We start from the raw sequence: 23642 nt of genomic DNA on the forward strand, positions 1-23642 counted from the left end.
TCCTAGCTATTTTGTTACTCTGAACCAATCAACAGCAACATTCCCTGAATCATTTTTAATTATCTCGCCTAGAGCAAAAACTCCGACTTTAGCTCCAATCCATTTTCCTTCTTTAGCAGTAAAATCTTTTCCTATGGTTTGGTAATTTTTATCGTCTAAACTATACGAAAAACTACAGATTGCACCTTTGCTAATTTTTACTCTTAAATAAATTGTGTTTTGCTCAATTAATACAGGCTTGGTTTCAGTCTCTGAAACCGTTTTATCAAAAGTTCCTGTTTTCTGATTCAGATATAATTTTCCGTTCTCATTTTTGAAATTCAGATAACTATAATCCAAGCCCATAACGATCAAACCTGTACTTTCTCCATTTAATCTTGCGTTAAAAGTCAATTTTGTAGTCGCCGTAAATTCTTCTGCTGGAAATTTTTGCAAGAGTAAATTTGGAGCATTAAAAATATTTTTGGTTGTGGTATTGCAAAACAAATTCAAATAACCCAAACTAGTTGGAAAACCAAAGTTGGTCTGTTTATTTGCCTGCCATTGCCATTGCAATCCTAATTTTGGCTCGTTAAATTCATCTGAAGTTGCTGGAACTTCAATCGGATATTTTTTGCCAACATTTGGTTTCTTGTACGTTGTTACAGGCTCGCCTATTCCATTTTTATCGAAATCTTCTCCCATAACCGGCCAGTCATTCACCCATTTCATTGGTTGCAGATGCACAATTCGTCCATAAGCGCCTTTATCCTGAAAATGGAAAAACCAATCTTCGCCTGTCTGAGTTGTTACCCAAGCCCCTTGATGCGGCCCATTTATTGCGGTCGAACCTTGTTCTAGAACCTTCTTTTTTTCATAAGGTCCGAAAACATTTTTCGATCTTAAAACAGTCTGCCATCCTGTTGGAACTCCTCCTGCTGGTGCAAAAATGTAATAATATCCATTTCTTTTGTAAAATTTTGGCCCTTCAATTGTGCCTTCGCTTTCGTGTCCGTCAATAACCATAACTTCATCATTATTCACTACCGTTCCTTCAGGATTCATAGTACATACAACTAACAAACTTTTAATCTGAGCGCGGCTTCCTGCAAAAGCATGCACCAAATAAGCTTTGCCATCATTGTCCCAAAGCGGACTCGGATCTATCAATCCAACTCCTGCTTTAACTAAAAGTGGCTCAGACCAAGGCCCTTCCGCTTTTTTAGCTTTTATCATATAAATTCCGAAATCTGGATCTGGATAATAGATGTAAAATTCGTTGTTGTGATAATTGATGCTTGGCGCCCAAACTCCGTTTCCGTGCTGTACACTATTGTAGGTTTCAAATGGAGGCTGTTTAGCCAAAGCGTAGCTTATAATTTTCCAATTTACCAAGTCTTTTGAATGTAAAATCGGTAACCCCGGAATACAATTAAAAGAAGAAGCTGTCATATAATAATCATCGCCTACGCGAACAACATCTGGATCTGAATAATCGGCATGAATAATCGGATTGGTGAATGTTCCATCTCCGTTATCTGGCGTCCAGACTTGTGCGGTATTCTTCTGGAAAGGAATAATGCATAATAGGAATAGGATGATTTTTATGTTTTTCATTTTTAACTGTTCTTTTTTTTTAAACCCGACAGGTTTTAAAAACCTGTCGGGTTTGTAACTTGCTTATTCTTAAGAGTTACTTTGAGATGCTTCGACTTCGCTCAGCAAGACAAAGCTGAACATTCATAACTCATAACTTCAAAAAAATTATCTATTCAATTCCAAAGCTGCCAAAATAAATGGCCCTGTTGCTTTAGGGTCGTTGTCTTTTTTTCTTTCGTTTACGTAATATTCGTAAGATCCGTCACGATATGGATTACCACCTAAACCTGCTACTTGGCAACAGTTTGTTAATGTAATCCCTCCATCTTGATCTACTTTTTTGATTAATACAGTTGTTAATCCGTCAAAAGCTTTGTTGGCTGCTTTTTTAAATTTAGATGGCAAATATCCTTTGTTTGCTCCTTTTGCAAAAGCATATGAAAACATTGCAGATCCAGAAGCTTCTAAATAATTGTCTTTTTCACCGCCTTTATCTGTAACTTGATACCACAATCCAGATTTATCTTGGAATTTTAGTAAAGCCTCAGAAACATTGTTTAAATACTGAATCAACTCTTTTCTTTTTGGATGATCTTTTGGCATGTAATCTAAAACATCAACCAAAGCCATTACATACCAGCCCAAAGATCTAGACCAGAAGTTTGGAGAGTTTCCTGTTTCTTTATTTGCCCAAGGCATTTGTTTGCTTTCGTCCCATCCGTGGTATAATAATCCTGTTTTGGGATCTGTTGCTTTAAGCTGAATCACTTCAAATTGTTTTGCGATATCATCAAAGCTTTTTCCGTTTTCGAATTTAGCTGTGTATTCTGCGTAGAATGGCTCTCCCATATACAAACCATCCAACCACATTTGGTTTGGATAAATTTGTTTGTGCCAGAATCCGCCGCTTTGTGTTCTTGGCTGTTCTGAAAGCTGTTTACGAATTAATTGCAACGCTTTTAAATATTTATCTTCTTTTGAACTAGCATATACATCAAAAAGAAGACGTCCTGGCAATACTAAGTCAATATTGTATTTTTCAAATTCATACGTAGTAATGCTTCCGTCTGCCTGTACAAATTGGTCGACATAACTTCTTACATAAGCTTTATATCTAGGATCTGGATTTTTTTTGTAAAGCTCTTCTATTGAATGTAAAACTAAAGCGTGAACATAATCCCATTTTGGTTTCTTAGCATCATCTATCATATACGATTCTGGATGGCGTTTCATCAATGTCAAGGCCATTTTATCAGACCATTTTGCATTCTTTCCAATCAAAATCTCTTTTGCTGGTTCCTGCGATGTTACTTTACAACTTGTAATGGTCATAAAACAAGCCATCAAAATCGACATAAAATAACTTTGCTTTCTACTATTTTTCATTTCAAAATTTATTTAAATTCTACTATTTTTCTAATTCAACTGCCGCTAAAATAAAAGGCCCTAATCCATGGGAATTATCCACTTTTATTTTTTCGCTTATATAATATTCATAAGATCCATCACGATAAGGATTTCCTCCTAACCCTGCACTAGCACAAACTTGAGTAATATGTATTTCTCCGTCTGGATCTACCGTAACCAATTTCTTTGTAATTCCGTCAAATCCTTTTTCTGCTAACTTTTTATAGTTTTTTGGCAAATACCCTTTTTTTACTCCTTTTGCAAAAGCGTAAACAAACATTTCAGAACCAGACGCTTCAAGGTAATTTCCTTTTCTATTTCCAGCATCTGTAACTTGATACCATAATCCTGATTTATCTTGATATTTTGCAACAGCTTTCGAAATCTCATTCAAATACTGGATAAGTTCTTTTCTTTTCGGATGTTCTTTTGGCATAAAGTCTAAAACATCAACCAAAGCCATCATATACCAGCCTATAGATCGAGACCAAAAATTGGGAGATGTTCCCGTTTCTTTATTAGCCCAATCCATTTTTTTACTTTCATCCCAAGCATGAAAAAGAAGACCCGTTTTTTGGTCTAAAGTATGCTGGTGAATCTGCTCAAACTGTTTTGCAATATCATCAAAACTTTTTCCTTGTTCAAATTTAGCTGTATATTGTGCATAAAAAGGAGTTCCCATATACAATCCATCCAACCACATTTGATTTGGGTAAATTTTCTTATGCCAAAAACCTCCGGAATTTGTTCTCGGATGCGTTTCCAATTGTTTTCTTAAAAGCTGCAACGCTTTAAGATAACGATCCTCTTTGGTTTGTTTATAAATTTCAAAAAGTCCTTTGCCAGCATTTATATAATCAATATTGTAATCGTCTAGTTTATAATTTAGAATATCACCCGAATCGTTTATAACTGTTTCGTAATACTCTTTAACGTAATTGAAATAAATAGGATTATGTGTTTTATTGTACAGATTCTCAAAAGCAGTCATAATAAGACCTAACTTATAATCCCATTTTGGTTTTTCGTTATTATCAATCTGCCAAGCTTTTGGGTCACGCTTCATAATAGAGAGAGCCATTCTTTCAGACCACTTTAAGTCTTTAGAAATAACCATTGTCTTTTCTTGAGCTCTTGCATTCATAAATGAAAACAGCAGACTAATAATTACAAGCAGTAAACCAAAATATTTTTTCTTTTTATCCATTAAAAACATTTATTTATCCAATTCGATCGCACTTAATAAAAAAGCCCCCAATCCAATTGCACCGTTTTCTTTTGTTTTAGAAAGTAGATAATAACTGTTTGTTCCGTCGCGAAATGGTTTTCCGCCCAAACCTACATTTGATGAAACATTCAAAACATTCACTTCTCCTTTTTTATCTACTTTCACAAATTCTTTTACAAAATTGTCAAAAGATTTTTTAGCTGTGGTTTTGTAGCTTGAAGCCAAATAGCCTTTATTAGCTCCTTTTGCAAAAGCATAAATAATCATTCCAGAAGCTGATGGTTCTACATAATTTCCGTACAATTCTGGTTTATCAGCAACTTGATACCAAAGTCCGTTTTCGCTTTTGTATTGATTCACATTTTTGGCAATCTGATTCAAATACTCCACCAGAACTTTATGTTTTGGGTGCGATTTCGGGAAATAATCTAACGTTTCGACCAGCGCCACCATGTACCATCCAATTCCTCTTCCCCAGATTGTAGGCGAATTTCCCGTTTGTTTATCTGCCCACGCAATCTCTTTACTTTCGTCCCACGCTTGGTAAACCAAACCTGTTTTTTGATCTACAAGATGATTCTGAACCAATTCAAATTGTTTCGCAATATCATCCAGACTTTTTCCCTTTTCGTACTTAACAGTAAACTGCGCATAAAAAGGTTCAGCCATATACAAACCGTCAATCCACATTTGGTTTGGGTAAATCTGTTTGTGCCAAAATCCTCCGCTTGGTGTTCTCGACTGACTTTCTAACTGATTTCTAAGCTGCCCAATAATCTTCAGATAGCGAGAATCTTTTGTTATATCATATAAATTAAACAGCAGTTTTCCCGGATTTAAACAATCAATATTATACTCATTGATATCATATTTTTTGATATTTCCCGTACTGTCAATCATTCCATCAACATATTCTTTGATGTAATTCAGGTATTTTTTATGGTTTGTTTTTTGATATAATTTTTCAAATCCCGACAATACAAAACCCATTTTATAATCCCATTTTGGCTTTTCATTTCCGTCAAGCTGCCAAGCATTCGGATATTTATTTAAAATAGAAAGTGCTGTTCGTTCCGACCATTTTAAATCGTAAGGAATAACATTTTTTTCTGTACTTGTTTGATTTTGCGCATTGATTTTATTTCCAAAAATCAGCAGTAAAACCAGAATATTTCCAAAAATGAACTTTGTAGAAAGAGATTTACGCATAAAATTACATTTTGCCTTTTTTATTCAGTACTTCTAATTGTTTGTCTAAATATTGTGCAAATTCTTCTTTTGTTTTGATTCCGTTTACTTCTTGCTCCCAAGCCCCTAAAAGGTAAAAAGTCACTGCTTTTGTAGTTGGTTTAAAAACTAAAAGATAATCTAAATCTGTATCAGCAATATTTTCGATAGTACTAATTTCATAAAAAATTGCCATTCCTAACTTGTCTGGAACCAAAGATTGTTCTCCGTAAGTTGCCAAATATGCCCATTTTTTATTTTTGCTTTCTTTTTTAAGCAATTCACCCGTTTTTGTCTTAACAATTCCCGTACAGATTCCTTGTATTGCTTGCGAAGCTTTAATTGTATGCTGTGTATAAAGCTGATCTGGCTTAATAGTCAATTCTGAAATAAAATCAATCTTATCTGAAGCTGTTTTCCATCCATAGTAATTTACTTTTACTATAGATTCGTTCGATTTATTAGCCACTGTTGCAATTGTTGAATCTACTTCACGGAAGTGCAATTTTTCGCTGTTTAAATAACGATCGATAGAACCAATTCCGATTCCTTTTCCAGCTTTTAAAATATCAGCTCCCCAATCGCTCATATTGTGATAAGAATCAAATCCGTCTTGACCTACAAGTGGAAGGATGTTCTCTGAAGTCTTTTTTCCGAAGATATCGATAGCATTTCTCCAATCTAAATACAAACGGTATCCAATTCTGTTATTTTCCCAGCCTGGCCCTTCGTAACGAATGTCGAAAGAGTGATCTGTATGTTCAGGAGCCAATTTTAATCGGTCCACATTTTTAAAAACAGTGCCGCCTTTATACTTTCTTCCTTCCCATTTTCCGTCTGTTTTTGCAGATATTTCGGCGTAAGTTTTGTTCTTTTTAATATCGTATTTCTGCGCGTTTATGGCAGTTAAACCCGCGAAAAATAAAATTGCTGTGGTGATTTTTGCTTTCATTTCTGTATTCTATATTATTTAAAAATTTTATCTAAAAATCGTACACTGTACGTGATTGTTTGTGTAAACCAAGGATCATAAAACCAAAATGAATGTGGCGAATCTGGAATCGTCTGCACTTCATTGTAGATTTTATAATTGTTCAAAATCTGAATCATATCGTCTCTTCCTGCATGAAATCTCGGAATACTGCTGCAGATGTATAATACGGGCGGTGTATTTTTGTCTGTATGACTTAGTGCCGAGGCATTTTTCCAATTTTCTGGTATCTCATCTGATTTTCCTCCTAACCAAAATGCTGCCATATCTCCTTCTGATGATTCTGGATGCTTGAATGCCAAAACGCCGTCAACATCTATTATGGCATGAACTTTTGAAGAAGAACGGCTTTTAAAATTTTTATCTTCAAAAAGCAGATAATTATTTGTTGTACCAATCAAAGCTGCCATTTGCCCTCCCGAAGAACAGCCTAAAACCGCAATTTTGTTTGGATCTACCTTAAATTTCGCCGCATTGTCTTTTATAAATTTTATTGCATTCTTGACATCAATAACACCTTCAGGATATTTTGCCTCTAATGATAATCTGTATTCGATTGCAAAACAAGAATAGCCTTTTGCTGCAATTTCTTTTCCTATAAACTGCATTTGGCTTTTGTTTCCCGATCTCCAACCTCCGCCATGAATCAGAATCACTGCTGGATTTTTTTTCTTTTTTGTGTTGATAAAAGCATCAAAATGCAAAACACGATCTTGCTCTTGATTGTAAACCAGATCGAACATTTCTTTGACATCTGGATTTGCTTTTATTTCTGGAATTGTAATAAACGGATGCTTCTTAATTAACTTAGCGTAAGTGCTTTTTATGGTATACGACGTATCTACTTGGTACTGCTGACTTTGCATTACAAGGACATTAAAAAACAACACTAAGATTAACTTAAATTTTTGCATTTTTAATCTTTACTTTTTAGTTAAGAAAGGAGTTCGACTATAGTCAAACTCCTTTTTAACTACTTCAAAAAACATAGTTCTCAAAAAACTAACAAATTACTAATAACCAGGATTTTGAGGAAAATCTTTATTCTGATTCAAATCTAAAGCTGATTGTGGAATTGGTCTTAAAATTTTAAGCTTTCCATCTATACCAACAAAATTTGCTTCTTTAATTTTATAATTATGAGCTGAAGCTCTTGCTACTAAAGTTCCTGTACGTTTTAAGTCGAACCAGCGTTTGTATTCTCCTAATAGTTCACGTCCTCTTTCGTCTAAGATATAGTCGATATTAAATTGAGTTGCAGTTGCATTGGCAACACCTGCTCTTCTTCTTACTTCATTTAAACGAGCTAATCCTGTTCCTGGATTTCCTGCTTTTAAATAAGCTTCTGCTGCAACTAAGTACGTTTCTCCAAGTCTAGAAACAATAATATCTCTTGTACTTACAGGCCCTGTACTTGATGGAGTAGTTGGATCTGGATCGTCAAATTTCTTAACTGGAATAGTATAACAGTCTAAGTTTTTAATTAGCGTATGAGCTGCAGAATATTCTCCCCAAGGGTGATATACAAATGTCGAAGCTAATCTAGAAGCATTAGTTGTCATATAAGCCGCTTTATCTGCCGCTGTAAACCATTTTGGCTCGTAAAAATGTCTTATTTTTAAAGAAGATGGATTTGAGCTTCTGTAGTACGGATAGTATAAAATAGTTTTTGTAACTCCGTTTGTTGTTTCAGGTCCTTCTAAAATTTCAGTCATGAAAGTAGCATTCCATCTTGCATCACCTTTTTCATATAAGCCTAAAGCATAATCTGTTGGACATAAATTATAACTTCTTAATGGAGCTCCTGTTTCTGCTCCTCCTAAATAAGAACTGAAATAGTAAAACTGATTGTTCCCCAATTTTGTCGGATCTGTACTTGTAGAAGCTTTATCGTATTGCACAGAAAAAATCGTTTCTGCATTTAGATCATTTCCTGGTTTAAATAGTTGATCGAATGCAATTGCTAAAGTTTGACCTGCAATTGCTGCATCGGCGTAAGTCGCTGCTTTAGAGAAATCATCTGCTTTTCCGAAAGTTTCATATCCTCTTGTTAAATATACTTTTGCCAATAAATCGTTTACTGCTCTTTTATTTACTCTTCCTGTAGTACCATAAGCCGTAGTTCCAACATTCGCCAAAGCAAAATCTAAATCTGCAATAATTTGTGTGTACACTTCCTCAGCAGTATTTCTTGTAAAAGATAAAACTGGAGTGGTAATATTATCTAAAACAATCGGCACACCACCATAAGTCTGCACTAATAAGAAATAAGCATTTGCTCTTAAATAACGTGCCTCACCAACAAGTGTATTTAAATTTGGTGTCTGTTCTGTAATTGTAGAATAATATACCGTCTTGTTTACTGCTTGAATCTGCTGATAACAAGAAGTATACAAATCGGCTACGTTGTCTGACGAAGGAATTAAAAGTGTATACTGGCTTAATCCTGCTGGTTCTGGAGTTCTTCCTTCAGCATACATATCGGTTCCTGCTTCAAAAAGCCATGGGTTTCCGCCATAAATTCCTTTTAGCCAAGCATAGTTTGTGTTAACCAATAACTGGAATCCAGATGCTGTTTTATATGTTGCGTCTGCCGGTACAAAAGAGCGGCTATCTTCTTCAATATAATCACTACAAGAACTTACAGCTGCAGCGATTATTCCTATCATTACTAATATTTTTTTCATTTGAATATCTTTATTAAAATTTAACACTTAATCCTAATTGTGTAGTTACTGCCGCTGGTCGGTTTACTCCAAAAGGAGAAGCTGCCCATTCTGGATCATAACCATCAAAATCTGTAAACACAAATGGATCTAGAACATTCACATAAATTCTGAAATTAGAAATTTTTAGTTTTTTCAATAATTCAGAATCTAAAGTGTAACCTAAAGATATATTTTTGATTTTCACGTAAGAAACATCTCTATAATACCCAAAAAGAGAAGACCAATAGGCTCCTGCACCTGTTGCAACAGGTCCTGGTCTTGGGTTTGTATTATTTGCATTAGCCTCGATTCCTGTACCATTTGTTGGAATAAAGTAATCCATTGCTATTTTTTGACGTCCTCTATCGCTTACATCGGCAAAGTTTTGGTGGAAAGTACTTAAAACAGTCTGCCCTTGGCTTGTTAAGACAGAAAAATTAAAATCAAATTGTCCGACAACTAATTTAGAATATAAACTTCCTTGCCATTCTGGATTTGGATTTCCAATTACTGTTCTATCGTCTTGATTAAATTTACCATCTCCGTTTAAATCTTTTGGTCTTGCCTGTCCAGGAGCCATTCCGTAAGAGGCTGCCTGAGCGGCTTCGCTTTCTTGCCAAACTCCATCATAAACATAATTGTAATTTGGGTTTAATGGCGCGCCAAGTATCAATTTGTTTCCAATATCACTTACTTTGTCCTGATTGTAAATTGACTCTAATTTATTTACGTTTTTAGTAAAAGTAAAAGTCGTTTCCCAAGTTACTTTTCCAGACTTAATGTTTTTTGTAGTTAATAAAGCTTCTATACCTTTATTGCTAACAGATCCAACATTTGCAAACGTATTTTTCCAACCTGTTTCTGATGGCAATTGCTGTTTGTAAATCAAATTATCTGATAATCTATCGTAAACATCAATTGTACCCGAAATTCTATTTTTTAAGAATCCAAAATCAAGACCTAAGTTGTATTCTCTTGTTTTTTCCCAAGTTAAATTTGGATTTGCCAAATTCTCTGACTGCCAACCTGGAATAACATTTGAACCTTGCGCATAGAATGTCTGTTGGTTTAAAAGTGCTTGAGATGTATAAGGAGCTACGTTATCGTTTCCTGTATAACCAATACTAGCACGCAATTTTAAATCTGAAACAACTGAGCTGTTTGCTAAAAATGATTCTTTACTAAGTTTCCATCCTAAGGCTAATGATGGAAAACTTTCCCATTTGTTACCTTCAGATAAAACAGACGAACCATCCCATCTTGTAGAAGCGGTAATCAAATATTTGTCTTTAAATGCATAATTTAAACGCACTGCATATGAGTTTAAGGTATTTTTCGCAAAAGCCGATCTTATTACATAACTCGTTTGCGCACCAGAACCCATATTATCTGTTCCAACATCAAAAGGCTGACTATTAGAATACATATAAGAGTTTTCGTCTGTATTTGAATACAAACTTTGCAATAATAAAACACTTACATCGTGAACTTCATTGAAAGTATGTTTCAAATCGATTTGATTGTCCCAAGTATAATTGAAGTTGTTTATGTTTTCTAAAGTTGCTGAGTTTTTTCCGTTTAAGGTTACCCCTGCATTTGTTTGTGCAGTGTAAGCTTTAGAATTTTGAGTATCCATAATTCCTGCAGCAAATGTTGTTTTGAACGAAAGCCATTTTAGTGGCTGATATTGGAAATACGCGTTTCCTACAGTTTGCCATGTTTTTTCTGTTTGAGAAGAATTTGCAATCTCCATTAAAGGGTTCACTGTAGACGTTTTGTTAATTGCCCAAGAGCCATCAGGATACGTTAATTTTCCAGGCAAGAAAAATAAAGTTCCTACTTTCTCATTTCCTTGCGCATCAACTGCCCATGGAGACATAAGCGGGCTTAATCTAAATGCATCTTGCATTGCCAAATCACTTCCTAATTGATTATCTAATCTTGCGATTGTAACGTTTACTCCTGTAGAAAATTTGTCGTTTATTTTATGATTTAACCCTAATTTAAAAGAGTATTTATCTGTAGCATCATTTTCAATAAGACCACGATCACTCTGAATTCCGAATCCTAAGTTATAGCTTAAACCAGAATCTGAACGTCCAGAAATATTTAAATAATTATTCTCTGTCATTCCTGATTTAAGTACCGCATCATACCAGTCAAAATTGTAACCGCTGTTGGCACGAGAAACCAATAATGGACTTTGGTTTCCAGCTAAAGATGCTAATTGAGCTGGCGTTTGTGTAAGAGGCGTTGCGCTCATGTAAGCAACTTGATGGAATTTCCACCACTCTTCTCCGGTCATCATTTTTGGCAATCTAGTCGCAATTTTATTTCCGTAAGAAGTGTCAAAAGTTACACTGATTCCTGCTTTTGCGCTAGTTCCGCTTTTTGTTGTTACGATAATAACCCCGTTTGATCCTCTAGAACCGTAAATTGCAGCAGAAGAAGCATCTTTTAAAACATCCATTCTGGCAATATCCTGCGGATTTAAGAAATCAATTCCATCCATTGGCACACCATCTACAACGTATAAAGGCGAAGAACCAACCACACTTGGATTATTGGAATCTGCAATTAGGGAATTATTTCCTCTAATTACTACTTTAAATCCGTCTCCCGCACGTCCCGATGAAGATGAAATCTGAACCCCAGGCGTACTACCTTGAATAGCCTCTAAAGGATTGATCGTATTTCTTTCGGTGATAGTGGCAGCACTAATGGTACTAACAGATCCTGTAAGATCTGTCTTTTTTACAGAACCGTATCCTACAACCACAACTTCTGTTAATGCGTTTGATTGTTCTGCTAAACTTACATTGATTTTAGTTTTTCCAGCAACATTTACTTCTTGTGTCTGAAATCCTAAATAGCTAATTATTAAAGTCGCTTTACTGTTTGATACATTAATTTTGAAACTTCCTTCAAAATCTGTCGAAGTTCCGTTTTTTGTTCCCTTTTCATTAATGTTTACCCCTGGCAGCGACATACCTGTAGCGTCGGTAATCTTCCCTTCAATTGTTGTTGACTGTGCGTAAATAGAACTGCACAGCAAAAAATTCAGGAAAAAGAAAAATACAAAGTACTTATCTTTTTTCTCAGATAATTGTTTAATACTCATGTGGTTTAAAGTTTGGTTAATTGATAGTGTTTAATTGTTGATAGATTCTACTTTTTTCTCATTAATATAGGTATTTATAAAATTTATGTTTTTTACGTTTTTTAATAAATAAACAGAATCTACTTTCTGGATTTTTACATTTTTTAGTGTAATATTCTCTACTGGAGATGCTGCATAACCTTCTGCCCAAACGCTGTATTTTCCACCGTTTTTTACAGTTACATTCTCTAAGCTTACATTTCTGATTACTGGAATAAAGTTTCCTGTTTGAGATCCGTATACATTGTAAAACATGTTTAGTTTTAAAACACATTCTTTTACAGTTCCCACTTCTAGATTTCGTACATAAATATCTTCAATGACTCCACCTCTTTTCGAATTGGTTTTGATACGAATGGCACGATCTAAATGCGGACTATCCATAACACAATTTTCAACAAAAACATTATTTACTCCTGCTGAAATTTCGCTTCCAATTACAACACCGCCATGACCATCGATCATTTTGCAGTTTTGTACAATGATATTTTTACTTGGTATTGCCACTCTTCTACCATCTCCGTCACGTCCTGCTTTTATAGCAATACAATCATCCCCTGTATTGAACGTGCAGTTTCTGATTAAAATATTCTGCGAATATTCTGGATCGCAGCCATCATTATTAGGACCATGGCTATTAACCGTTACTCCGTCAATAATCATGTTGTTTGTTTTTATAGGGTGTAAAATCCAAAAAGGCGAATTAATAATTTTTACATCTTTTATTAAAGCCGTATTACATTCAAAAAACTCAATGAAATTTGGTCTTAAGTAGCGTCCTTCACCAAAAATTCTTTCTGAAACTGGAATTCCTTTTTCTGCCATATCTACCAGAACTTCACGATTCGTTGGATCGTTCTGAGACGGAATCCCTTTTTTCCACCCATAATCTTTTCCTCCCGACCAGATCCACCAATTGGTACTGTCTGCTTGACCGTTTAAGGTTCCCTTTCCTGTAACAGCAATATTGGTTTTGTTCTTTGCATAAATAAGCGGAGAATAATTCATGACTTCCGTTCCTTCCCAAGAAGTATGAACAATAGGATAATCTTTCGGATTTAAACTAAAAAGAATCTCAGCATGATCTTCTAAATGCAAATTGACATTATTTTCTAAATGAATGGCTCCTGTTAAATATTTTCCGTTTGGAACCAAAACTTTTCCTCCACCATTTTTTGAACACTCTTGTATTGCTTTTTGGAAAGCCAAAGTGTTTAACGTTTTTCCATCTGCAATAGCACCAAAATCATTTATGTTATATACTTTATCTGAGAAATGCGTTTGAGGAATGCTTTTTATCACTAAATCCATTCTTTTCCATGGATTCTCTGAAGAAATTGAAGAAGAATATCTAGCGCACGATGCTATCAAAAGCCCTAAAGCAGCTAAAAAAAGAATCTTTTTAAATGTGATTATCTTATTTGTAGTCATTTGCACAGATTTTTCTTATTTGAATATCAAAAACATCAGGTTTTATGTAATCGATTACACGAAAGTAGAAAAATTGTTCTAAGAGACCAAATTAATTTAGAAAAAAATTATATATTTAATTTTTATTACAAAAATTAATTACATTTAATGCAAAAAATTAGATAATTTATTATCATTGTAAAATCTAAAACGTTTGAGTTTTTCAATACGGTAATCGATAACAATTTTTATTAAGTAATGAAAAAAAATGTACTTTTGTCTAAAAATAATCCGAAAAACTTTTTTTGAATGAGTGAAAAAGTAACTATTTACGATATTGCTGAAAAATTAAACATCACTGCTGCAACTGTTTCCAGAGCGTTAAACAATAATCCTAAAATAAAGGAAGCGACGCGAGAGTTGGTAATCAAAACTGCTGCTGCGATGAACTATAAGCAAAACAAACTTGCTTTAGCTTTAAAAAGCGGTCGAAGTAATAATATCGGAGTTATTGTTCCGCGTATTGACAGCAATTTTTTTGCTTCTGTAATTCGAGGAATCGAAGAAGAGCTTTATCCTCATGGCTATCAAGTTATCATTTGTCAGACGCATGAAAGCATAAAAAGAGAAAACGAAAACCTTCATACATTAGTAGATGCACAAGTAGATGGTATTATGATGTCGGTTACTGGTATTTCAGATGAGAATGATAGTGCATTCAGAAATGTATTAGAAAAAAATGTACCGCTGATCTTTTTTGATAGAAGCAAACACATTGATGGAGTAAGTTCTGTAACCATTAATGACTTTAAAGGCGGTTATTTAGCAACTAAACACTTAATAGATGAAGGTTGCAGAAATATTGCTCATTTCTCTGGAGATCAATCGTTAGACATTTTCAAAAACAGGTTTTTAGGATACAAACAAGCTTTATTGGATAACGGACTTCCTTTTAACGAAGAGTATGTTATTTTTACTAAAAGTAGCGTAGAGGCCGGTAAAGATGCTGTGGATAAACTTTTACAATTAGAAACTCCTCCAGATGCTATTTTTTCTTCGAGTGATTTCGCTGCTTTAGGAGCAATACAAGAGCTAAAAGAGCGAAATATCAGTATTCCGAGTGAGTTTTGTGTTGCGGGTTTCAGTAACGAGCCTTTTACAAAATTCATGGAATTATCAATCACCTCTGTAGATCAGTCACCATTAGAAATGGGAAGAATGTCTGCGCGCGTTTTCTTAGAACAAGTAGACAAAACAGATACCATTAAAATAGAAAAGAAAGTTGTTCTTGCACCTGAATTACATATTCGTAAATCTTCTACACGAACTAATTTTTAATATTTTTTTTACCATATAAGTTATATAAGCCCGTTTTAGAATGGGCTTTTTTTTATGAAAGCTTCGGAGAAGCGAAATATTTTTTTTCAACCTAAATACATGTCCCTCCTCTGGAGCTTTATGTTGCAACCGGTTAATCTTTTGCTATAAATATTTCGCTTCTCCGAAGCTTTCTCAAAAAAAAAAAAAAAAAAAAAGACGCACTATTATTGTGCGTCTTCTATATAAACCTTTGTCACTTTGTATCTCTGTACCTTTGTACCTAAAAAACTTAAAGTGACACCCCTCTTTTCCAAGGAATAAAATCGTTCTGATTTAAAATTGCTGCTTTTGTTTTAATAGTACCACTTGCAACATCAATAATAAATTCTAACATTTCGTCAGCCATTTCTTCAATTGATTTTTCTCCAGTGATAATTCCACCAGTATCAATATCGATAATATCAGACATTTTGTTTGCTAATTGCGTGTTTGATGAAATCTTTACAACCGGTGCAATTGGGTTTCCTGTTGGAGTTCCTAATCCTGTTGTAAACAATACCATATTAGCTCCAGAACCAACCATTGCAGTAGTACATTCTACGTCATTTCCTGGCGTACATAACAATGTAAAGCCTGGTTCGTTAATATATTCTCCATAATCAAAAACACCTGTAATTGGCGATGTCCCACCTTTTTTAGCAGCACCAGCCGATTTCATAGCATCTGTAATCAAACCGTCTTTAATGTTACCTGGAGACGGATTCATATCAAATCCTGAACCTGCATCAACAACTGTTTTTTCGTACCATTTCATTAAGTCTAAGAAACGTTTTCCATCCTCATCATCTATGCAACGATTTACTAATTCCTGCTCTACTCCACATAATTCAGGAAATTCAGAAAGAATTGTAGTTCCTCCCAAAGCAACTAAATGATCAGACAATACTCCCAAGGTTGGGTTTGCAGAAATCCCAGAGAATCCGTCAGATCCACCACACTCTAAACCAATTCTTAGTTTAGATAATGGAGCTGGCTCTCTCTTAATTTCGTTTGCCTTTTTAATGGCTTCAAAAGTATCTTTTACCACACTGCTCAACATCGTTTCAATTGTTCCGATAGATTGCTGATCGTAAATTAAAACAGGTTTTTTACTGTTTGGATTAATCGCATCTAAAGCTTCTTTGAAAATTGAAATTTGAAGATTCTGGCATCCTAAACTTAAAACCGTTGCTCCAGCCACGTTTGGATTGTTTACATATCCAGCCAAAAGCTTCGCTAAACTATGAGAATCTTGACGAATTCCACCACAACCACCTTGGTGCGTGATGAATTTCACTTCTATATTATTAAACAAATTAGCATCGTTTGAAGCTTCTTGATTTCCTGCTCCACCCGTTTCTGATTTTACCAAAGAACGCAACAATAACTGATAATCGTTCTCTTTTGGCTTCATCAATTCCTTCTCAAAAATATCTTTTAAGATTTCGATGTTTCTGTTTTCACAAAAAACTAATGGAAAAAACAACCATACATTTTCTGTTCCAACCTGCCCATCTTCTCTATGATAGCCCTGCCACGTTCTGTCTTTCCACTTGTCCACATTTGGAGCATTCCAGCCAATAGTTTCAGTTTTACCTGTAACTTTATCGCTTTCGTGTTTTACATTTGCAGTAGAAAGCAAACCGCCTTTTTCGATTTTAGAGCTTGCCTTTCCTACTAAAACACCATACATAATGATTCTGTCCCCTACATTAAAAGGAACCATTGCAATCTTATGTTTCATTTTTACATCAGACTCTACGGTAATTGATTGTCCTTCAAAATCAATCACTTCGCCTGCAGTAAGATCCACCAAAGCAACCGCAACATTGTCGGTTGAGTGAACTTTTATTAATTTTTTCTGCGTTGCCATAATTAACCTTTGTTCTTTTTGTTGTGTTTTTTTTATTTTATTCTTTCTTGAAACTTAGCAAAACCAGCTTCAATTCCATTTGAATCTATTTCTTCTAAAGCAATTGTAATTGCTCTTGTTAAACCTGGAATTTCAGTTAAATCCTGGTCCCAGAAACCTTTGTTTTGTAATGTTAAACGAGCAATTTTCTCGTAATCATCAGACTTCCAAAGTCCGTTAAAGAATGTTGTAATATCTTCACCATCTTTAACTGGTAAACTTTGACCATTCCAAGTTCCTTTGTAGAAACGAATTAAGCTCGCTAATGAAAAAGTCAAATTAACAGGTAATTCTTTGTTTGCCTTATAATATCCTAATAAACTAGGCAAAACTCTTACTTTGAATTTTGATACAGAATTTAATGCAATATCAGCAAGTGCATGTTTGATAAATGGATTTTTAAATCGATCCATTACTTCCTCAGAATAGGCCGTAATTTCATTTTTGTCCATATCAAGAGTTTCACTAATTTCACTAATAACGCTATTTACAAATTTTCCTGTAAAATCTCCGTTAACAGTTTCCATTACTAATTTATTACCATGCAAAAGTGAAAAAGGAACCATTGCTGTATGCGCACCGTTTAAAATACGAACTTTAATCATTTTAAAAGGACGTATATCATCAACGATTTTTACATTCAAATCTGTTTTATGAAAAGGCAATTTTGCTTTTAGATCATCTCCACCTTCAATAGCCCAAAGGAAAAAAGGTTCAGCGGCAACAATTAAATTGTCCTCATAATCTAATTTATTATTGTATTCTTCAATTTCAGCTCTTGGATATCCAGGAACAATTCTATCAACCAAAGTACTATGATACGTACAAGCATCTGATACCCAAGTTTTAAATGCATCCTCTAATTTCCATAAATCAACATATTGCAAAATATATTTTTTAAGCGTCTCAGAGTTATAATCAATTAATTCACAAGGAATTATTGTAACTCCTTTAGAAGCATCTCCATTAAAATGTTTAAATCTTTCATACAATAAAACCGTCAATTTTGCAGGAAATGACACTGGTGGATGCATGTCTGGAGTATCACTTTCAATAAATTCAATTCCAGCTTCTGTAGTATTAGAAACAATAAACTGAAGTTCTTCTTCTTTGGCTAAAGCCAAATAATTTGCAAATTCAGTATATGGGTTTATAGTTTTTACAATATTATTAATTAACTGAATATCTTGTATCTTTTCACCTTTTTTGATTCCGTTCATAAACAAGGTATAAAGACCGTCCTGAGCATTAATCATATTTACCATACCGTCTTTCAAAGGCTGAACTACTGCAATACCGGCATTAAAATCAACTTCTTTATTTAATTTGTCAAAAGCATAATCAACAAAGGCTCTTAAAAAGTTACCTTCTCCAAACTGAACTACCTTAATTGGCTGTAACTTTTCTAATCCTGTATTTATTCTATTTAATTTTTTCATTTTAAATTTTCTTTAATGCGTTATAAATAACCATTTATAAACCTTATTTCTTCATTTCTGCCTTTAAAATTGTAAAAGAAGCATCACACTCGATTGAGTAAAATAAAAGCTGCTGTGAGGAATGGCGGACTCCATTTTTCAAGCGCAATGCTCTATTACAATCTCTAAAAATCTAAAAAAAACTTATAAAATAAGGAGTTAGGCATGATTACCCCTTAATCTATTTTCTAATATCTTTTATAATGTCAAGAACCTGTTTCACTTTTGCAGTTAGTCCGTCGAAGTCTTTGTTATCCAAAATATCTTTTGAAATTAATTGCGAACCTAAACCAACACAAGTTGCACCGGCATTCAACCATGAACTTAAACTTTCAACCGTTGGATAAACGCCTCCTGTCGGCATAATGTTGGTCCACGGACATGGACCTTTTATCGCTTTAATAAACTCTGGTCCGTAAGTATCAGCTGGAAATAATTTTACAATTTCACAGCCCAATTCTTCTGCTCTTGCAATTTCAGTCAAAGTACCGCAACCTGGTGACCAAAGCACTTTTCTGCGATTACAAGCTATAGCTATATCTTCTCTAAAAACAGGTGTTACAATAAAATTAGCTCCTAAACTCATGTACAATGAAGCCGAAGCTGCATCTGTAATAGAACCAACTCCTAGGATCATTCCTGGTAGTTCTGCCAAAGCATATTTATTTAAAGCTCCGAAAACTTCGTGAGCAAAATCACCTCTGCTTGTAAATTCCATTAATCTGGAACCTCCGTCATAACAGGCTTTTAAAACTTTTTTACTCAACTCAATATCAGAATGAAAAAACAACGGAACCATACCATTCTCTTTCATTGTCTGAGCTACTTCAATTCTTGAATATTTTGCCATTTTTATTTAAAATTATCTCGATACTAATGCAGAACCATCACCATCAATCATATTTTCAACTTCTTTTAAGGTAACCAAGTTGTAATCTCCTGCAATGGTATGTTTTAAACAGCAAGCTGCAACTGCAAAATCTAATGCTCTCTGGTTATTATTATATTCCAATAAACCGTAGATCAATCCGCCCATAAAGGCATCTCCACTTCCTACGCGATCTACAACAGGAGTAACTTCTTTTACTGCTGCGCTGTAAATTGCTTTTCCGTCGTATAAAATTCCGCCTATTCTCTGATGAGAAGCACTAACAGAATAACGAAGCGTCGTTGCAGCGATTTTCAAGCTCGGAATCAATTCAAACAATTTATCATATACAGCTGGAAGCGATTTTTCATCCTGATAATTCGGATTTACTTTCGGAATTCCTAACATAAAATATGCGGTATCGATATCTCCTAAAATCACATTGCTGTATTTTAGCATTTCTGGCATTACCTCACTTGGAGTTTTACCATATTGCCAAAGTTTTGATCTATAGTTTAAATCGCATGAAATTTTAATTCCTTTTTTATGAGCGACTTTAATCGCTTCTAAACAAGCTTCTGCTGCACTTTCTGAAATCGCTGGTGTAATACCGCTCCAGTGAAACCATTCTGCACCTTCCAAAACTTTTTCCCAGTCAACTTGTCCTTTTTGGATAGTTGACATAGCACTGTGAGCACGATCATAAACGACATTACTTCCGCGAGTTCCTGCACCTGTTTCTAAAAAATAAATTCCTAAACGCTCTCCTCCGTAAACAATGTTTTTAGATTCGACATTCATTTTTCTGATTTCTTTTAATGCAGAAAAACCAATTTCATTTTCAGGCAGTCTGGTAACAAATTCAGCATTTACGCCATAATTAGCCAACGAAACACATACATTGAATTCTCCGCCACCATACGTAGCACCAAATGCTGTAGATTGCGAAAAACGTAAATGTCTTTCTGTCGATAAACGCAGCATGATTTCTCCAAATGCAACTACTCTACTCATATTATCTTTTTTAAATTTTACCATTAAGGCATTAAGAAAATTAAGCTTTACTTTATGTTCTCTTTGCTATTAAAGGTTAAGTTTATTAAGCCCACTCGCTTAATTATCTTTATTATTTAAGTAACTATTTATTAAACCAAAAACTTAATTTTCTTAATGCCTTAATGGTTCAAAAAAATTAAAATTTAAAATATTCTTTAGCGTTGTTGTATGAAATATCAGAAACTAATTTCCCAATCCATTCCATATCGTTTGGAAGTTCTCCTCTTTTGATTTCGTCTCCCAAAAGATTACATAAAATACGTCTGAAATATTCGTGTCTTGGGAACGATAAGAAACTTCTAGAATCTGTCAGCATTCCAACAAAACAGCTAATTAAGCCCATGTTTGAAAGCGCGTTCAATTGTTTTGTCATTCCATCTTTCTGATCTAAGAACCACCATCCAGAACCAAACTGTACTTTTCCGCGAACGCTTCCGTCGTTGAAGTTTCCAATCATCGTTGCCATAACTTCATTATCAGCAGGATTTAAGTTATAGATAATCGTTTTAGTCAATTTATCTTTACTGTCTAAAGCATTTAAGAAAGCAGATAATTTTTGTGCTTGCGGATAATCTCCAATAGAATCCCATCCTGTATCCGGGCCTAAGATTCTGTGCATACGTGCATTGTTGTTACGCAACGCTCCTAAGTGAAATTGTTGCACCCATCCAAACTCATGATAAGTTTGTGATAAGAAAACCAAAATAGCACTATGGAATTTTAAAACTTCTTCTGGAGACAATTCGCCATTTTCTCTTTTCTTTTTGAAAATAGCATTTACTTCACTTTCTGTATAATTCTCAAAATCAATTTGATTCAATCCGTGATCACTTAATTTACATCCGTTTGCATTAAAGAATTCAATTCTTTTTCTTAATGCCGAAAGTAAATCAGCATAAGTATTAATTGCAACTCCGGACACATCCCCTAATGTGTCCAGATATGCATTATATCCATCATTAGCAATTAAGATGGCTTTATCAGGTCTGAAAGCCGTACTCATCTTGATTCCAGTAGAATTGTTAGCGAATTTTTGGTGAAATTCTAACGAATCAATTGGATCTTCTGTAGTACAAACTAATTCAGCATTTACTTTTTTAAGAAGGTTTTGCGTACTGTATGCTTGAGAATTTATTTTCTCAGAAGTTTCGATATAAATTTTCTCTGCCGATTTCTCATTCAACAAATCATAAATATCAAAATAACGAGCCAATTCTAAATGCGTCCAGTGATACAACGGATTACGCATTGTGTACGGAACTGTTTTTCCCCAGTTTAAGAACTTATCTTTATCTGAACCATTTCCAGTTACAAACTGCTCGTTGATTCCCAATGTACGCATTGCACGCCATTTGTAATGGTCACCATTAATCCAAACTTGTGTTATATTATCAAAGATTTTATCTTCTGCAATAAACTGCGGATTTAAGTGATTATGATAATCAATAATCGGCTGATTTTTAGAGTAATTATGGTACAACTCTTCAGCATATTTATTTTCTAATAAAAAATTATCGTGTATAAATTTCTGGCTCATGTCTTTTAAAATATAATTTGAAAATTATTCTTCGTTTGAAGGTTTTCCGATTGTTGCAAGGATTCCACCGTCAACATATAAAATGTGACCGTTTACAAAATCACTCGCTTTAGATGATAAAAATATCGCTGCTCCTGCCAAATCGCTTGGATCTCCCCATTTTGCTGCTGGTGTTCTGCTGATAATAAAATCGTTAAATGGATGTCCATCTACACGAATTGGTTTTGTCTGTTCTGTAGCAAAATATCCAGGACCGATTCCGTTAATCTGAACATTGTATTTTGCCCATTCTGTCGCCATGTTTTTCGTCAGCATTTTCAAACCTCCTTTTGCAGCAGCATAAGCAGAAACGGTATTTCTACCCAACTCACTCATCATAGAGCAAATGTTGATGATTTTTCCTTGTCTTCTTTCAATCATTCCTTTGGCAACATGCTTAGAAACGATAAACGGACTTACAAGATCAATATCTACCACTTCTCTGAAATCTGACACTTCCATATCTAGCAACGGAATTCTTTTGATAATTCCAGCATTGTTGATTAAGATATCGATTGGTCCAACTTCACTTTCAATTTTCGCAACAGCTGCTTTAACTTCTTGTTCTTCTGTTACATTAAATTTGTAACCAACTGCATTGATGCCTTCACTTTTTAATTCTGCTACAGCATTGTCAATTTTTTCTTGAGAAGAATTTCCATTCACCACAATTGTTGCACCCGCCTGACCTAATCCTTTTGCCATTGCCATTCCCAGTCCGTGCGTACTTCCTGTGATCAAGGCAACTTTTCCTTTTATATCAAATAAATTTGTCATCTTATCTTAAATCAGTGATTTTACAAACATCCATATCTCCGTAATCTAAGTTTTCACCAGCCATTCCCCAGATAAATGTGTAATTGCTAGTTCCAGAACCTGAGTGAATAGACCAAGGCGGAGAAATTACTGCCTGATGATTGTTCATCCAGATATGTCTTGTTTCCTGCGGCTGTCCCATAAAGTGACAAACTGCTTGATTTTCTGGAATATCCAAATAGAAATAAACCTCCATTCTACGATCGTGGACGTGCGCTGGCATTGTATTCCAAACACTTCCTGGTTTTAATTCTGTCATACCCATTTGCAATTGGCAAGTGGTTACCACGCTTCCAATAATCATTTGGTTTACCGTACGGTGATTTGCCGTTTCCATTGTTCCTAATTGCAGTTTATTAGCTTCAGCTAAACTTACTTTCTTAGTAGGATAAGTGGTATGCGCTGGTGCAGAGTTTAAATAGAATTTAGCAGGATTGTTTTTGTCGTCACTTTTAAAAACCACTTCTTTATTTCCAGCTCCGATGTACAAAGCATCTTTAAAACCTAACTCATACGTTGTTCCTTCTACCACAACCGAACCGCTTCCTCCAACATTGATGATTCCTAATTCTCTTCTTTCTAAAAAATAAGGAGCTTTAAGTGGATCAATAGTTTCTAGAGCTAAATCGCCTTTTACAGGAACTGCAGAACCTGCAATGTATCTGTCGTAGTGTGAATAAACCAATACTACTTCATCTTCCTGCATTAAGTCATCAATTAAGAATTCTTCTCTCAATTGCTGTGTATCATACTTTTTAACAGCTTCAGGGCTTGACGCGTATCTTGAACTATATTTTGTCATAATTTTAATTTAATGTAATCGATTGCACAAAATTATATTTTTATATTTAAATAGCATAATTGAAAC

Annotated in this window: 17 protein-coding genes; 1 reads left to right on the forward strand and 16 read right to left on the reverse strand. The window is 34.5% G+C overall.

Annotation, left to right across the window (positions count from 1 at the left end; all coding sequences use genetic code 11):
• Window positions 1-6 precede the first annotated feature (6 nt).
• The 9 genes from NCC77_RS15740 to NCC77_RS15780 all read right to left on the reverse strand — a co-directional run bounded on the left by NCC77_RS15740 (window position 7) and on the right by NCC77_RS15780 (window position 13730).
• Window positions 7-1596, reverse strand: coding sequence for a glycoside hydrolase family 43 protein (locus NCC77_RS15740; protein WP_250836444.1), 1590 nt, complete (start codon window positions 1594-1596; stop codon window positions 7-9).
• A gap of 147 nt (window positions 1597-1743) precedes the next feature.
• The gene (locus NCC77_RS15745; protein ID WP_250836445.1) at window positions 1744-2964 is read right to left on the reverse strand and encodes a glycoside hydrolase family 88/105 protein; all 1221 of its coding nucleotides are present in this window, start codon (window positions 2962-2964) and stop codon (window positions 1744-1746) included.
• Window positions 2965-2986: 22 nt separating this feature from the next.
• The gene (locus NCC77_RS15750; protein WP_432442326.1) at window positions 2987-4192 is read right to left on the reverse strand and encodes a glycoside hydrolase family 88/105 protein; all 1206 of its coding nucleotides are present in this window, start codon (window positions 4190-4192) and stop codon (window positions 2987-2989) included.
• A 9-nt stretch (window positions 4193-4201) separates the two neighbouring features.
• The gene (locus tag NCC77_RS15755; RefSeq protein ID WP_250836446.1) at window positions 4202-5422 is read right to left on the reverse strand and encodes a glycoside hydrolase family 88/105 protein; all 1221 of its coding nucleotides are present in this window, start codon (window positions 5420-5422) and stop codon (window positions 4202-4204) included.
• Window positions 5423-5426: 4 nt separating this feature from the next.
• On the reverse strand, window positions 5427-6392 hold the full coding sequence (locus tag NCC77_RS15760) for a DUF4861 family protein (RefSeq protein ID WP_250836447.1): 966 nt from the start codon (window positions 6390-6392) through the stop codon (window positions 5427-5429).
• Between the two features lie 14 nt (window positions 6393-6406).
• Window positions 6407-7345, reverse strand: coding sequence for an alpha/beta hydrolase (locus NCC77_RS15765; RefSeq protein WP_250836448.1), 939 nt, complete (start codon window positions 7343-7345; stop codon window positions 6407-6409).
• Between the two features lie 99 nt (window positions 7346-7444).
• Window positions 7445-9118: a RagB/SusD family nutrient uptake outer membrane protein gene (locus NCC77_RS15770; RefSeq protein WP_250836449.1), complete on the reverse strand. Its 1674-nt coding sequence runs from the start codon at window positions 9116-9118 to the stop codon at window positions 7445-7447.
• Between the two features lie 13 nt (window positions 9119-9131).
• Entirely contained in the window at window positions 9132-12260 is a 3129-nt protein-coding gene (locus NCC77_RS15775) for a SusC/RagA family TonB-linked outer membrane protein (protein ID WP_250836450.1), read from the reverse strand.
• A 30-nt stretch (window positions 12261-12290) separates the two neighbouring features.
• A complete protein-coding gene (locus NCC77_RS15780; protein WP_250836451.1) occupies window positions 12291-13730 on the reverse strand; it encodes a glycoside hydrolase family 28 protein in 1440 nt (479 codons plus the stop codon).
• Window positions 13731-14018: 288 nt separating this feature from the next.
• On the opposite strand from NCC77_RS15780, the gene NCC77_RS15785 reads away from it, so the two are divergent.
• Complete coding sequence (locus tag NCC77_RS15785; protein WP_250836452.1) at window positions 14019-15047, forward strand: LacI family DNA-binding transcriptional regulator; 1029 nt, start codon at window positions 14019-14021, stop codon at window positions 15045-15047.
• A 271-nt stretch (window positions 15048-15318) separates the two neighbouring features.
• On the opposite strand, the gene NCC77_RS15790 is transcribed toward NCC77_RS15785, so the two are convergent.
• The 7 genes from NCC77_RS15790 to kduI all read right to left on the reverse strand — a co-directional run bounded on the left by NCC77_RS15790 (window position 15319) and on the right by kduI (window position 23576).
• Window positions 15319-16941 (reverse strand): UxaA family hydrolase, encoded by a 1623-nt coding sequence (locus NCC77_RS15790; RefSeq protein ID WP_250836453.1) that lies wholly within the window; start codon window positions 16939-16941, stop codon window positions 15319-15321.
• Between the two features lie 32 nt (window positions 16942-16973).
• Window positions 16974-18419 carry a tagaturonate reductase gene (locus tag NCC77_RS15795; protein WP_250836454.1) on the reverse strand — a complete coding sequence of 482 codons (1446 nt, stop codon included), beginning with the start codon at window positions 18417-18419 and terminating at the stop codon, window positions 16974-16976.
• Window positions 18420-18639: 220 nt separating this feature from the next.
• A complete protein-coding gene (locus tag NCC77_RS15800) occupies window positions 18640-19308 on the reverse strand; it encodes a bifunctional 4-hydroxy-2-oxoglutarate aldolase/2-dehydro-3-deoxy-phosphogluconate aldolase (protein ID WP_250836455.1) in 669 nt (222 codons plus the stop codon).
• Between the two features lie 12 nt (window positions 19309-19320).
• Window positions 19321-20340: a sugar kinase gene (locus tag NCC77_RS15805; protein WP_111425577.1), complete on the reverse strand. Its 1020-nt coding sequence runs from the start codon at window positions 20338-20340 to the stop codon at window positions 19321-19323.
• Between the two features lie 178 nt (window positions 20341-20518).
• Complete coding sequence (uxaC, locus tag NCC77_RS15810) at window positions 20519-21919, reverse strand: glucuronate isomerase (protein WP_250836456.1); 1401 nt, start codon at window positions 21917-21919, stop codon at window positions 20519-20521.
• A 24-nt stretch (window positions 21920-21943) separates the two neighbouring features.
• Window positions 21944-22735 carry a gluconate 5-dehydrogenase gene (locus tag NCC77_RS15815; RefSeq protein WP_250836457.1) on the reverse strand — a complete coding sequence of 264 codons (792 nt, stop codon included), beginning with the start codon at window positions 22733-22735 and terminating at the stop codon, window positions 21944-21946.
• Between the two features lies 1 nt (window position 22736).
• Entirely contained in the window at window positions 22737-23576 is an 840-nt protein-coding gene (gene kduI / locus NCC77_RS15820; RefSeq protein ID WP_250836458.1) for a 5-dehydro-4-deoxy-D-glucuronate isomerase, read from the reverse strand.
• Between the last annotated feature and the right edge of the window lie 66 nt (window positions 23577-23642).

The sequence above is a fragment of the Flavobacterium tyrosinilyticum genome (assembly GCF_023656565.1).
GTDB lineage: Bacteria > Bacteroidota > Bacteroidia > Flavobacteriales > Flavobacteriaceae > Flavobacterium > Flavobacterium tyrosinilyticum.